The organism is Streptomyces sp. CA-106110 (genome assembly GCF_050936285.1).
GTDB lineage: Bacteria > Actinomycetota > Actinomycetes > Streptomycetales > Streptomycetaceae > Streptomyces.
The window spans coordinates 2,111,127-2,124,290 of sequence record NZ_JBNJNB010000001.1; the positions used below are offsets into that span (position 1 = coordinate 2,111,127).

14 protein-coding genes are annotated in these 13,164 nt (G+C 72.0%); 7 read left to right on the forward strand and 7 right to left on the reverse strand.

The features are described from left to right. Positions 1–192: 192 nt before the first annotated feature. A complete protein-coding gene (locus ACQEXA_RS09800; protein ID WP_432935241.1) occupies positions 193–1,329 on the reverse strand; it encodes a CaiB/BaiF CoA transferase family protein in 1,137 nt (378 codons plus the stop codon). Positions 1,330–1,534: 205 nt separating this feature from the next. Here ACQEXA_RS09800 and ACQEXA_RS09805 point away from each other — a divergent pair, with 205 nt between their 5' ends. Next, on the forward strand, positions 1,535–2,710 hold the full coding sequence (locus ACQEXA_RS09805; protein WP_433129425.1) for a saccharopine dehydrogenase family protein: 1,176 nt from the start codon (positions 1,535–1,537) through the stop codon (positions 2,708–2,710). Between the two features lie 109 nt (positions 2,711–2,819). After that, the gene (locus tag ACQEXA_RS09810) at positions 2,820–3,275 is read left to right on the forward strand and encodes a hypothetical protein (protein WP_432935240.1); all 456 of its coding nucleotides are present in this window, start codon (positions 2,820–2,822) and stop codon (positions 3,273–3,275) included. A 109-nt stretch (positions 3,276–3,384) separates the two neighbouring features. Here the strand turns inward: ACQEXA_RS09810 and mmpA are convergent, their stop codons facing one another. The 4 genes from mmpA to ACQEXA_RS09830 all read right to left on the reverse strand — a co-directional run bounded on the left by mmpA (position 3,385) and on the right by ACQEXA_RS09830 (position 5,814). Continuing rightward, positions 3,385–3,519 (reverse strand): morphogenic membrane protein MmpA, encoded by a 135-nt coding sequence (gene mmpA, locus ACQEXA_RS09815; protein WP_433129427.1) that lies wholly within the window; start codon positions 3,517–3,519, stop codon positions 3,385–3,387. Positions 3,520–3,593: 74 nt separating this feature from the next. Continuing rightward, positions 3,594–4,304, reverse strand: coding sequence for an endonuclease V (locus ACQEXA_RS09820; protein ID WP_432935238.1), 711 nt, complete (start codon positions 4,302–4,304; stop codon positions 3,594–3,596). A gap of 34 nt (positions 4,305–4,338) precedes the next feature. Continuing rightward, positions 4,339–4,665, reverse strand: a complete 327-nt coding sequence (locus ACQEXA_RS09825; RefSeq protein WP_359399458.1) for a plasmid stabilization protein — start codon at positions 4,663–4,665, stop codon at positions 4,339–4,341. A gap of 60 nt (positions 4,666–4,725) precedes the next feature. Next, on the reverse strand, positions 4,726–5,814 hold the full coding sequence (locus ACQEXA_RS09830) for a WD40/YVTN/BNR-like repeat-containing protein (RefSeq protein ID WP_432935237.1): 1,089 nt from the start codon (positions 5,812–5,814) through the stop codon (positions 4,726–4,728). Positions 5,815–6,076: 262 nt separating this feature from the next. Here ACQEXA_RS09830 and ACQEXA_RS09835 point away from each other — a divergent pair, with 262 nt between their 5' ends. Continuing rightward, a complete protein-coding gene (locus ACQEXA_RS09835) occupies positions 6,077–6,493 on the forward strand; it encodes an SsgA family sporulation/cell division regulator (protein ID WP_432939779.1) in 417 nt (138 codons plus the stop codon). A gap of 156 nt (positions 6,494–6,649) precedes the next feature. Here ACQEXA_RS09835 and ACQEXA_RS09840 read toward each other — a convergent pair whose 3' ends face one another. Beyond that, positions 6,650–7,483, reverse strand: a complete 834-nt coding sequence (locus tag ACQEXA_RS09840; RefSeq protein ID WP_433129429.1) for an isocitrate lyase/PEP mutase family protein — start codon at positions 7,481–7,483, stop codon at positions 6,650–6,652. Positions 7,484–7,554: 71 nt separating this feature from the next. Next, complete coding sequence (locus ACQEXA_RS09845; protein WP_432935235.1) at positions 7,555–8,229, reverse strand: GOLPH3/VPS74 family protein; 675 nt, start codon at positions 8,227–8,229, stop codon at positions 7,555–7,557. A 338-nt stretch (positions 8,230–8,567) separates the two neighbouring features. Between ACQEXA_RS09845 and ACQEXA_RS09850 the strand changes: the two genes are divergently transcribed. From ACQEXA_RS09850 to ACQEXA_RS09865, 4 genes are all read left to right on the forward strand, one after another. Then, positions 8,568–10,196: an ABC-F family ATP-binding cassette domain-containing protein gene (locus tag ACQEXA_RS09850; protein WP_433129431.1), complete on the forward strand. Its 1,629-nt coding sequence runs from the start codon at positions 8,568–8,570 to the stop codon at positions 10,194–10,196. Between the two features lie 112 nt (positions 10,197–10,308). Further along, a complete protein-coding gene (gene ddaH / locus ACQEXA_RS09855) occupies positions 10,309–11,085 on the forward strand; it encodes a dimethylargininase (RefSeq protein WP_433129433.1) in 777 nt (258 codons plus the stop codon). Between the two features lie 227 nt (positions 11,086–11,312). After that, on the forward strand, positions 11,313–12,287 hold the full coding sequence (locus ACQEXA_RS09860; protein WP_433129435.1) for an acyl-ACP desaturase: 975 nt from the start codon (positions 11,313–11,315) through the stop codon (positions 12,285–12,287). A 313-nt stretch (positions 12,288–12,600) separates the two neighbouring features. Further along, positions 12,601–13,068: a hypothetical protein gene (locus tag ACQEXA_RS09865; RefSeq protein WP_433129437.1), complete on the forward strand. Its 468-nt coding sequence runs from the start codon at positions 12,601–12,603 to the stop codon at positions 13,066–13,068. The last annotated feature ends 96 nt before the right edge of the window (positions 13,069–13,164 follow it).

Here is a 13,164-nt window from a genome sequence, read left to right on the forward strand (position 1 = left end):
CTTGACGGTCTCCATCAGCCGGGCCGGATCCGGGCCGACCGGCGTGACGTTCAGCATGTCGACCCCCGCTGCGCGGAAAGCCCCGACACGCGGCGACCCAGACGGCGTCCAGGCCGGCCGACTCCAGCACCGCGGCGTCGTCGGCCGCCCGCCGGGGGTCGGACGCGTAGTCGAGCGGGATCGAGAGCTCCATCAGTCGCCGTCCTGGAGTAGCCGGGGTACGTCCCAGTCGCGTGCCACGTCCGCGGTGTCGGCGCCGGGTTGCGCGGGTCCGCTGCGCACGGAGGTATGGGTCACCGAGAAGCGGGGCGCGGGCGCCGGCTGGGTGAGCCCGCCGTGGTTCGTGAAGGTGCCTCGGGCGGCGAGATGGGGGTGCGCGGGGGCCTCGCGCAGCGAGAGGACCGGGGCCACGCAGGCGTCGGAGCCCTCGAAGACCGCGGTCCACTCGTCGCGTGTACGGGTCTTGAAGCGGGCCGCGACCACCTCCCGCAGCTCGCCCCAGTGGGCGACGTCCTTGCGGGCGGAGGCCTGGTCCTCGACGCCGAGCAGCTGCACGAACTCCTCGTAGAACTGCTGCTCGAGTGCGCCGACGGCCATGTACTGCCCGTCGGCGGTCTCGTAGGTGCCGTAGAAGGGGCAGCCGCCGTCCAGGAGGTTGGCGCGGCGGCGGTCCTGCCAGGATCCGGCGGCGAGCATGCCGTGGATCATCGAGGCCAGATGCGCGGCGCCGTCGACGATGGCCGCGTCCACCACCTGTCCGACGCCCGTCGCGCGCGCGTGGTGGAGGGCGGCGAGGATGCCGACGACCAGGTAGAGGGAGCCGCCCGCGTAGTCACCGACGAGGTTGGCCGGGATCGCGGGCGGCGCGTCCGGGTCACCGATCATGCCGAGGGTGCCGGTGAGCGCGATGTACGCGATGTCATGTCCGGCGCGCGGGGCCAGCGGGCCCTCCTGGCCCCAGCCGGTCATACGGCCGTAGACGAGCGCGGGGTTGCGCGCGTGGCAGGTCTCGGGGCCGACGCCGAGGCGTTCGGCGACGCCGGGGCGGTAGCCCTCGATGAGGACGTCCGCGCGGCCGACGAGGTCCAGGACGCGGGCCGGGCCGTCCTCGGCCTTCAGGTCGACGATCACCGAGCGCTTGTTGCGGTTGGTGACGTCGTACTCGGGGTTGATGGCGAGCCCCGATCCGTGCGGGCGGTCCACACGGACCACGTCGGCGCCGAGGTCGGCGAGGAGCATGCCGGCGAACGGGCCCGGGCCGATGCCCGCGAGTTCGACGACGCGCACGCCGGCCAGGGGGCCGTGCCCCGGCGTCCTTGCCACTGCCATCAAGCCCCCAGCTCCGTGACACAACCGATGTGACACCGACGATGTTAAGAACGTGTTGCAGTCTCGGCAATACTCACACGAGCAAGCGCTTAGTCAAATTCGCCACACCACCCACCGGCGGCCCGCGCACCCCGACCTCGTCGACCGGCCGGTCGCGTCTCACGCTAGCCTCGGCCACCGACAACGGCGCGGGCTGAGAGGTGTCATGGGCAGGCTGAAAACGGATCGCACGTACGACATCGTGCTGTTCGGAGCCACCGGTTTCGTGGGTGTGCTCACCGCGGAGTACCTTGCCGAGCACGCGCCCGAGGGGCTGCGCTGGGCGGTGGCCGGGCGCAACACCGAGAAGCTGGAGCGGCTGTGCGAACGGCTCCCCGGCGGCACCGCTCCCGGAGTACTCCAGGCGGATGTATCGGATCCGGAGTCACTGCGCGAACTGGCCGGTCACACGCGCGTGCTCGCCACCACGGTGGGGCCCTATCTGGAGTACGGCGAGGAGCTGGTGGCGGCCTGCGCCGACGCGGGCACCGACTACCTGGACCTGTCCGGCGAGGCCGAGTTCGTCGACCTCATGTATGTGCGGCACGACGCACGCGCGCGGGAGACCGGGGCCCGGCTCGTGCACTCCTGCGGGTTCGACTCCGTTCCACACGACCTCGGGGCCTTCTTCACCGTGCGGCAGCTCCCCGAGGGCGTACCGCTGGCCGTCGACGGATTCGTCCGCTCGCAGGCGATGTTCTCGGGCGGCACGTTCGCCTCCGCGCTGGGCCAGATGACGCGCGGCCCCCAGATGCTGGCCGCGGCCAGGGAGCGCGGGCGCCACGAGCCCCGCCTGCTGGGGCGCCGGGCGGAGGCGCCGCTGGGCGCCCCGCGGTTCGCCAAGGAGGTCGGGGCGTGGGCGCTGCCGCTGCCCACGATCGACGCACAGGTGGTGCGCAGGTCGGCCCGGGCGCTGCAGCGGTACGGGCCCGACTTCCGCTACCGGCACTACGCCGCCGTCGAGACCCTGCCGTACGCCCTGGGCGGTGTCGCGGCCGTGAGCAGCCTGTTCGCCGCCGCCCAAGTGCCGCCCGCCCGCCGATGGCTGTCGGGGCGGATCCGCCCCGGGGACGGGCCGAGCCCGCAGCGGCGGGCGAAGAGCTGGTTCTCGGTGCGGTTCGTGGGCGAGGGTGGCGGACGGCGCGTGTACACCGAGGTCGCGGGCGGCGATCCGGGGTACGACGAGACGGCGAAGATGTTCGCCGAGTCGGCCCTGAGCCTCGCCCTCGACGACCTGCCGTGCACGTCGGGGCAGGTAACGACCGTCGAGGCCATGGGTGACGCGCTCATCGACCGGCTCCGCGCGAGCGGCATCACCTTCCGCACGGCGGCCCTGCGGTAGGGCTCGCTCCCAGGGGCTGTTCGCACGTCCTGGTCTGCGCTGTCACCACGGTCACGCAGTTCCTCCGATACCGGGGTGCGCCCACCACCCGTGGGGCATGATCGGGGCCATGGAGCATCCACATCTGGCGAGCACCGAGGCCGCTGTCATGGCGATCCGTGAGATCGCGCGGGAGTACAACCTGGCGATCACCGTGACCGACGACATCGGCGCGGACCAGACGTCCCGCCGTACCTCGGCGGGGGTGTTCACGGTCCTCGACCCGGACGGCTCGCTGCCGCACGAGGCCTTCGTCGAGCTGGGGGGCTCCCCTGCCATGACCGTCCGGATCTTCCCGGAGGGCGACGCGAAGATCACCGTCGACGGCGTGGACTTCGAGGACGTGCCCCGGGACTCCGTCCCGGCGTTCCTGCGGTCCGTCCACGGCGGTCTTGCCTACGTGAAGGGGAGACTCTTCCCGCCCGGCAGTTGGCTGATCGTCCCCTTGCTCGGTGATGAGACCTACAAAGAGCTGATCTTGCGCAGCACGCTCAGCCCTTGGCTCGCGCGCAGCGTCAGCGGCTAGGGATTTCCCGCTACGAGATGCCGTTGCGGACCCGGGGCGCCTGCCGTCGATCAGCTGCCCCCTGGTCCGTGCCGCGGTCGGCCGGGCCGCTCACCCTTCGGCGCAGGCCTTAGAAGGGCCACTCCAGCAGGGTGTAGATCATCCCCCCGATCCAGGCGAGTCCGGCGAGAGCGGCGAGCAGCAGTGAGACCGTCACGGCGCGCTCGACGGCCTCGACGGGATGACTCGCGGACTTGGGGGGCACGGTGCGTTGTCATGGCCCCAGCCTGCCGAGCGGTGCGATCCGGCCACATCCGTGCGCGTACTCAGTCGCCGTACTCAGTCGGCGTGCGCGCCGGATCGGGCGACCGCCTCCTTCAGGGCCGCGCGGCACAGGGCGTCGGCCCGGCGGGTCGACTCCGGGACGCGGAACCTCGGGGCGAGTGCGAGGGTGTGGGCGCAGGCGTTCTGGAGGCTGACCCGGTGGCCTACGGAGACGAACACCGGCTTGACGCCCCGCTGCGTGCGCAGGGCCCGGCCGACCTCCTCGCCGTCCGCGAGCAGCGGGCTCGTGCTGCCGCGCGCGGCGGCCGGCTCCGCGTAGGTGAAGGTGAAGGGGTTCTTGGCGACGCCGATCGTGGGCAGTCCCGTGAGGACCCCGAGGTGGCTCGCCAGGCCGAAGCGGCGTGGATGGGCGAGACCGTAGCCGTCGCAGACGACGAGCCCGGGATCGCCGCCCAGGGCCCGCAGTGCCGCCAGGACCGTCGGGATCTCGCGGAAGGCCAGCAGACCCGGGACATAGGGGAACGACACCTCGCCGACGGCTGTGACCTCGGCCACCACGGCGAGCGTCGCCGCGTCCAGGGCCACGGCCGCCGCCGCGACCACTCCGCGTTCGTCGTCGTAGGCGACGTCGACCCCCGTCACACGGCCGGTACCAGGCGCCGGCCCCGGTTCGTCGAGCACCACCCGGCCCCGCAACTCGTCCTGCACGGCACGGGCTTCGGCTTCGGTCGCGGGCCAGCCCGCGGGGATGCGCACGGTCGTCATGGTGCTGTCGATCGTACGACCCCGCGGTCCGCCGTCACTTGCGGCCCAGAGCCCGTTGCAGCTCGCTCTTGTTCATGTCGGAACGGCCGCGGATGCCTCGCTGCTTCGCCTCCTCGTACAGCTGGTCGTACGTGGGCCCCTGCGAGCCCTGGCCCGAGCGCAGACCGCCGCGTCTGCCGGACGACATGTCCTGGGTCGACGTGCGGCTCGCGGTCCTGGACTCACCGGAGCGGGCGCGCTCCTTGTTCACGGTCCGGGACGCGATCTCCTTGGCGCGCTGCTCGCTCTCCCCGCGGTCGCGCGCGCTTTCCTTGATGTGCTCGTACTGGCGTTCCCGCTTGGCGCTGGAGCCGCGTGGCATGACCTCACTTCCCTTCCGGATCCGGGTCCCGACGAGTACCCGTTCTCACCGGAATCACGGTCAGGGCTCGAGCCGGGCCACGCGTCCCTTCTCGCCGGAGGCCCAGCACCCCCGGTCCGGGGCGCAGTCCACGGTGTCGTACGACCCCGTGTCCACGGTTTTCCAGGTGCGGCCGCCGTCCGTCGTGACGTCCGTGCCGGTCGGGCCCACGGCGAGCGCGGCCGTACGGCTGTGCGGGAGCCAGGTGACGCCGGAGCGGTAGGCGGGCGGCGGCTCGGTGGCGGGCTTCCATGTGCGGCCGCCGTCGCCGCTCACGGATGCCGCCTGAGGTGACGGCTGGTCGGCGCGGTAGTCGCCGCCGACCGCGATGCCGTGGGCGCGGTCGCGGAAGGCGAGGGCGAAGACGCCGCGCGCCGGATCGCCCGCCGGGACCGGTGTGTCGGCGGCCGTCCAGGTCAGTCCGCGGTCGGCGGAGTGCAGCACACGTGCGCGTGCGCCGCCGCCCGTGGCGAGCCACACGTCGTGCGGGCCGGAGGCCACCAGACACTGGCCACTGGCCGCGAATCCGGCCTCCCCGTCCTGGGCTTCGGGCATCCCGGCGGCGGGCAGGACCGTCCAGGAACGGCCACCGTCACCGGTGGACAGAATGCGGAACTTCCCGTCGACCGGGTCGCTCATGGCGAGGCCATGACGGCGGTCGAAGAAGGTGAGGCAGTCGTAGAAGGCCCTCGTGTCGGTGTTGCGGAAGGCCTCGGTCCAGGTCGCGCCGCCGTCTTCGGTGCGCAGGATCCGGGAGGCCTCGCCCTCGCCGATGGCCAGGACCACCGCGCGCCGCGCGTCGAACGCCTCGACGTCCCGGAACTCCAGGTCCGCGGCGCCCGGCGGGGAGACGTTCCGCCAGTGAGTGCCGCCGTCGGTGGTGCGCAGCACGGTGCCCTTGGATCCGGCCAGCCAGGCGGTGTCCCGGCCGACCGCGGACAGGCCGCGCAGGCGCACGTCCGTGCCGGAGTCCTTGAGTTGCCAGTGCGGCGCCGGCCGCTGCCCTCCGTGCGCCTGCGCGGGTGCCACCCCCAGTGCGGCGAGCGCCGCCGCGGCGAGTCCCACGGCCACCGTCCAACCCCAACGCCTCGTGTTCCCCATGCCCGTCATGGCGCGCGAAGTTAGTCCACTCCCCCGGCGCCGTCCAGATGGCCCGCGACGGGAACCGTGCCGACGCACCGGGTGTCCTCCCGAATACCCCGCGGACCGCGGGACCACCGCATCGAACCCCTGTGGATCACCTCACGGGCATGGACCCGGTGACAGAGGTCACTCGCATTTCATGTGCACGGATTGGCTGATTCCATCGTCTCTTCAAATGCCGTGCACCATCCGCCCGAAGTCCGTCCAGCCGTCACAAGGGAGCAAGGTGTTGTCCACCGTCATCGAGCAGCCCGTGGAGGCCCGTCTCGTCGCCGCCGCACCGCGGATGCCGAGCATTCCGGCCACGCTCCAGTACGACCGGCGCGACCCGTTCGCCGTCCGGATGACGTTCCCCGCCCCGGCCACCCTGGAGGGCGTCGAGGTCTGCTGGACCTTCGCCCGCCAGCTCCTCAGCGCCGGCCTGGAGGCCCCGGAGGGCCACGGCGACGTCCGGGTGCGGCCGTACGGCTACGACCGCACCGTCCTGGAGTTCCACGCCCCGGAGGGCACCGCCGTGGTGCACATCCACTCGAGCGACGTACGGGACTTTCTGCAGCGGAGCACCGAGCTGGTGCCTGTCGGCCTGGAACACCTCCAGGTGGACCTGGACCACGACCTCGCGGAGCTGATGCGGGACGCCTGCTGAACCCGGCGCCGTCCGGCCAGGCACGCATCCGGCCGGCGCCGGCGGTTCGGCGACCGCGTGCACCCGGCCGACGTGGCCGCGCCGCGACGTCCGTCGTGTCCCCCGCGCTCGCCCCTCAGGTGTCGCCGCGAACGGCCGCAGGCACACCCGGCGAATTCAACGGCCCCTGCCCAGCAGTGCGTTGAGCTCCTCGTAGCCGCTCCCACCGGCCAGTTCCCCGTACGTCCCCGCGTCCAGCAGCTCCCGCGCGGCGCGGTGGACCAGTCCGTGCACGGCCTGCGCGAGTGCCGACCCGGCGCTGACCCGGGCGACGCCGAGGGCGGCCAGTTCACCGACGGCGGGTGCGCCGGGTCCGACCATCACGTTCAGCGGACCGTCGATGCCCTCGGCGAGCGCTTTCACGATCCCCGGGTCGACGGCCCCGGGCACGAAGACGCCGTCCGCCCCGGCGGCAAGGTAGGCGGCGGCCCGCTCCAGTGTCTCCGACAGTTCCCCGGCGCCCCGCAGATACGTGTCCACGCGGGCGTTGACGAACAGCGGCACGCCGGCCGCGTCGGCGGCCTGCCTCGCTGCCGCGATACGTTCCGCCTGCTCGGCGGCCGGCCGCACCGGGGCGTCGCCGCCGTACAGACCGTCCTCGATGTTCACACCGACGGCGCCCGCGGCGAGCACCGCCCTGATGGTGTCGCCGACGCCCGCGGCGTCATCCGCGTAGCCGGTCTCGATGTCGGCGCTGACGGGCACGGCCACCGTGCTTGCGATCCGCGCGATCGCCGCGAGGGCGTCGTCACGGGACAGCCGGTCGCCGTCGGCGGCGCCGAGTGCCCAGGCGAGCCCGGCGCTCGTGGTGGCGACGGCGGTCGCACCCGCCTGCTCGACGAGCCGCGCACTGGCCGTGTCCCAGGCGTTCGGCAGGACGATCGGACGGCCGGGCACGTGGCGGGCGCGGAAGGCGAGAGCCTGCTCTCGCAGAAGACCATGACGGTTCATGGAGCCCAGCCAACCACTGGGCGCGGCGCCGTGGCTGGCAGAGATCCGACGTGTACGCGCGGCGCAGCGCCTCAGGTGCCCACGCCCGTGGCAGTGGCTGCCGTCACCGCCACGATCATCGCCGAGCGCACCTCCCGGACGATCTGCCGCAGCGCGGGCGCCGCGGCCCCGCTGCGCTCGGTCAGCGCCTCGATGCGCTCCCTGCGGCGCTTCTGATCCTCGGGGGTCACCACCGTGCGCAGTCCGGCCGCGGCGGCCAGGGCCGCGAGGGCCGCGTCCCGGTCGGACACCTCCGCGACGGGCACCGGGCCCGCGATCACCTGCCGCACCTCCTGCTGCAACGCCTCCGCCACCTGCACCCCTTCCAGGGCGTACTCCACGGACGGGAAGAGGCCGAGCACCCTCTTCTTGCCGGCGCGCAGCAGGCCATCGGCGGCGAGCTGTGCGCGCACCGCGTCGAGGGTGACCCTGGCGTACTGGGTCACCCAGGTCTTCCACGGGCGGGGCATGGACTCCTCGACGAGTTCGAGGAGGCCGTCGAGGGCGAGGTCGCCGGTGCGGGCGTCGAGGTCGGCGGGCGTCGCGATGCCCTCCACGTCGACCAGCAGTTCCCGCTGGGCCAACTCGGTGAGGGCACCCGCCCGCACCAGGTGCGCGAGCCGGGCCGCGCCGGTGAGCCTGAGCTTGGTGGTGTCCCAGGCCAGCAGGTACAGCCGGGCGGGCAGCGAGGTGGAGCCGTCGGGCACGGGGCCTCCTTGCGCACGGTGCGGCGGACGCGGCCGTCCGGTCACGGGCCGCACGGCGGTCGCGGACCCGGGGGTGGTCCGTTATTCCGTTGACACCTCAGGTACCCGTTCCTACGGTGTTCAGCGGTCCTGTTGCCGCCGATTGGAGAAGGACGTTGCTCGTCTGAGGTCCTGAGACACCGCTCACTGGACGCTTTTCCGCGTCCGTGTGTCGCGTGCGACCTCGGCATTCGAGCCGTCCGTCCTGCGGAGCAGGGCCCTGCCTGATCGTGGCCCCTCGCCCTCGCGGTGTCTCTCACGCGTTGCCCCCATCCCTTCCGAGCGACCGCGAGGCCCTTATGTCACACATCCCTTTCCTCTCCTGTACGTCCCTGTCCTTCTCCTGGCCCGACGGAACCGCCGTCTTCGAGGAGCTCCACACCGCGTTCGGGGCCGGCCGGACCGGGCTCGTCGGGGTCAACGGGTCGGGGAAGTCCACCCTGCTCAAGCTGATCGCCGGTGAGCTGGCGCCCTCCTCAGGGACCGTGCACGTCACCGGCGAGGTCGGCCACCTCCCGCAGAACGTCACGCTGGACACCTCCCTGCGTGTGGACGAGGCGCTCGGCATCGCCTCGACCCGCGCCGCGCTGCACGCCATCGAGGCAGGAGACGCCGCCGAGGAGCACTTCGCCGCCGTCGGCGACGACTGGGACGTGGAGGAGCGCGCCGAGGCGATGCTCGGCGAACTCGGACTCGGCCACATCGGTCTCGACCGCACCATCGGCGAGGTCTCCGGCGGCGAGTCCGTTCTGCTGCGGCTGGCAGCCCTGCTGCTGCGCCGCCCGGACGTGCTGCTGCTGGACGAGCCCACCAACAACCTGGACCTCTACGCGCGCCGCAGGCTGTACGCCGCCGTGGAGGCCTGGTCGGGGGTCATGGTCGTGGTCAGCCACGACCGGGAACTGCTCGAACTGGTCGACCAGATCGCCGATCTGCGTTCCGGGGAGGTGACCTGGTTCGGCGGCAACCTCTCCGCGTACGAGGAGGCGCTGGCCGTCGAGCAGGAGGCGGCGGAGCGCATGGTGCGCGTCGCCGAGGCGGACTTCCGCAAGCAGAAGCGCGAACTGGCCGACGCCCGGACCAAGCTGGCCCGGCGCAGGAAGTACGGCCAGAAGATGTGGGACCAGAAACGCGAACCGAAGATCGTGATGGGGGCGCGCAAGCGGGCCGCTCAGGAGTCCGCGGGCAAGCACCGCATCCTGCACGAGGAGCGGCTCGCCGAGGCCCGGGAGCGGCTGGACGAGGCGGCCCTGGCGGTACGGGACGACGACGAGATCCGCATCGACCTGCCGCACACGGCGGTGCCCTACGGACGATCCGTGCTGACGCTCCGGGAGCTCGAGCTGACGTACGGGGCGCGTGTGGAGGGTGCCTTCGAGCTGCACGGCCCCGAGCGGATCGCGCTGATCGGGCGCAACGGCGCGGGCAAGTCGACCCTGCTGCGCACCATCGCGGGCGAACTGGAACCGGTCAGCGGCGAGGCGACGGCGCATGTGCCGCTGCGTTTCCTGCCGCAACGACTGGACGTCCTCGACGACGGTCTGACGGTCGTGGAGAACGTGGCCCGGTTCGCGCCGGACGCCACCGGCAACCGGATCCGGGCGCGGCTGGCCCGCTTCCTGTTCCGGGGGGCACGGGCCGACCAGCCGGCCGGGACCCTGTCGGGCGGCGAGCGGTTCCGCGCCGCGCTGGCCGCGCTGATGCTCGCCGAACCGGCGCCACAGCTGCTGATGCTCGACGAGCCCACGAACAACCTCGACATGGCGAGCGTCCGGCAGCTGACCACGGCCCTGGAGTCGTACGAGGGGGCGCTGATCGTGGCGAGCCACGACCTGCCGTTCCTGGAGTCGATCGGGATCACACGCTGGCTGCTGCTGGACGGGGTTCTCACGGAGACCGAGCCGGAGGCCCTCACAGATCCCGCCTGACGCCCGCGGACGCGAAGGGCGGTCGCACCGCAGTCGGCCCCCGGGGCTTTGTCCCCGGGGGCCGGGCCTGCATGATGGCGGGCGAAACCATCAGCCGAGACGGAGTTTGCACGTGCCCAGCAAGAAGGCCCTCATCCGCCGACCGAGCCCGCGCCTCTCCGAGGGGCTGGTGACGCATATCGAGCGGGAGAAGGTGGACGTCGACCTCGCGCTCGAGCAATGGGAGGCGTACGCGGAGGCATTGCGTACACACGGCTGGGAGACGATCGAGGTGGACCCGGCCGACGACTGCCCGGACTCGGTGTTCGTCGAGGACGCGGTGGTGATGTACAAGAACGTCGCGCTGATCGCCCGGCCGGGCGCGGAATCCCGGCGCGAGGAGACCGCGGGCGTCGAGGAGGCCGTGGCCCGGCTGGGCTGCTCGGTGAACTGGATCTGGGAGCCGGGCACCCTCGACGGCGGCGACGTCCTCAAGGTCGGCGACACGATCTATGTGGGCCGCAGCGGGCGCACCAACGCGGCCGCGATCCAGCAGCTGCGCGCCGTCTTCGAACCGTTGGGCGCCCGCGTGGTCGCGGTGCCCGTCACACGGGTGCTGCATCTGAAGTCGGCGGTCACCGCGCTGCCCGACGACACCGTCATCGGCCATGTGCCGCTGGTGGACAAGCCGGCGCTGTTCCCCGGTTTCCTGCCGGTCCCGGAGCAGTCCGGCGCGCACGTCGTGCTGCTCGGCGGCGGCAAGCTGCTCATGGCGGCAAGCGCCCCCAAGACGGCCGAACTGCTCACCGACCTCGGCCATGAACCGGTGCTCGTGGACATCGGCGAGTTCGAGAAGCTCGAGGGCTGTGTGACATGCCTCTCCGTGCGTATGCGGGAGTTGTACGTCTGACGGGATGAAACCTCACCCCCGCCCTGTGGACCCCTCCGGTCCACAGGGACTTGGGCGTGCCCGGGACCAGCCACGGCGCCTGCCCGTCGTTCCGCGCCGGGCAGCGGCTGAGCAGTGCCTTTACAGCGCACTTAACCTACGGGTTCGTAACCTACGGCTACGTAGCCTACGATCCCGTAAGTTCCGGCAGTCCTCGCCGGTTTGCTCAGCGTCCCCCTGGAGTTCCTGTGACGATCACCTCTCCCCACCTCGGCAGCCCCTCCGTCTGGACCGACGCCCGGCTGCTGTACGCGCTGGAGGAAGTGGTCGAAAACGAACTGAACCGGCATCTGAAGGCCGCCAAGGACTGGATGCCGCACGAGTACGTGCCCTGGGCCGAGGGACGCAACTTCCCCGGCCTCTTCGAGGACGGGGTGGCCTGGGACAAGGAGCAGTCGAAGGTCACCGAGATCGGCCGTATCGCGCTGGTGGTGAACCTCCTGACGGAGGACAACCTCCCGAGCTACCACCACGAGATCGCCACGCTCTTCGGCCGCGACGGCGCCTGGGGCACCTGGGTGCACCGCTGGACCGCCGAGGAGGGCCGGCACGGCATCGTGATGCGCGACTACCTGCTCGCCTCGCGCGCGGTCGACCCGGACAAACTGGAACAGTTCCGTATGGCCCACATGAGCGAGGGCTTCGAGTCGGACAACGGGCACTCGATGCTGCACTCCGTCGCGTATGTCGCCTTCCAGGAGCTGGCCACCCGCATCTCGCACCGCAACACCGGCCACCAGTCGGGAGACCCGGCCTGCGACCGGATGCTGGCCCGGATCGCGACCGACGAGAACCTGCACATGGTCTTCTACCGGAATCTGCTGAAGGCCGCGTTCGAGATGGCACCCGACCCGACCATGCAGGCGGTCCGGGACGTCGTGGTGAACTTCCGTATGCCCGGCCACGGGATTCCGGGTTTCGAGCGCGCCGCCGCGCAGATGGCGATCGGCGAGGTCTACAACCTGCGCATCCACCACGACGACGTGCTCCAGCCGGTGCTGCGCTTCCTGAAGGTCATGGAGATCGACGGCCTCGGCCCCGAGGGCCGCAGGGCCCAGGAGGAGCTGGGCCTGTTCATGGGCGGGCTGAACGCCGAGGCCACGAAGTTCGACGAGAGGCTCGCCGCCCGCAAGGCCCGGCAGGCGGCACGCAAGGAGGCGTAGCCCGCGGGCCGGCCGCGAACGGCACGGCGGGGAACGCCGCTTGAGCGACGTCTCGGTGGGGCCGGGACGGGGCGCAGGTACGCATGGTCCGTTCCGCCGGAGTGCGGTCGGCCATCCGGCGGCTGACGGCCGGATGGCTGACGCCGAAACAGGGCAGAACGTTTCCGCAGTAATCGCCACGTCGCGCCACCCTTTCGGCGGGGTAGAAATATCTACCACCATGAATATGCCGGGTTGGCGTTCCCCGCGGGCGCCCGCTCGGCACAGTCCCTGTCGTACGCCTGGTCGCCGGGTGGCGCCCTTGGAGCGGGTCATGATGAATGCGATGTGGATGCAGGGCGTGGAGTGGCTGGCTGCCGCCGCGTCGGACCCTGAGGCGTGCAAGCGGGAGTGGGAGCTCGGGGACGGCACCGTGCTGCTGGAGGCCGGACGCCGCTGGGACGTGGTGAGCGTCCCCCGGCAACTCGGCCTGCTGACCCTGGACATCCTGTGGTACGACCCGGTGCGGACGCCCGGACCGACGCTGGTGGACTCGGCCGCGCACCGGCTGGGTTTCTTCGTGCCGCCGGATCCGGCGGGCCACTGGGTGGGGACCGGGATCCGCCATGTGAGCAAAGGATCCTGGGTCGCCGTGCCTCCCCCGTACCGGCCGGCGGGCGCGGTGGAGTGGATCGTCCCGCCCGACGGAAGCGGGATGCTGCACCCACCGCTCGCACTGGAGGTCGCGCTGCGCCGAGCCCAGGAGACGCTGGCCGTACTGGCACCCGTAAGCGAGGACTAGGCGGCGCCGGGCCGCCGGCCCGGCCTCCGGTCGGCCACCGCAACAATCCAGCCGCGCGCACGCAGCGTCGCGCTCCTACGCGGCCTCGTAGGATCC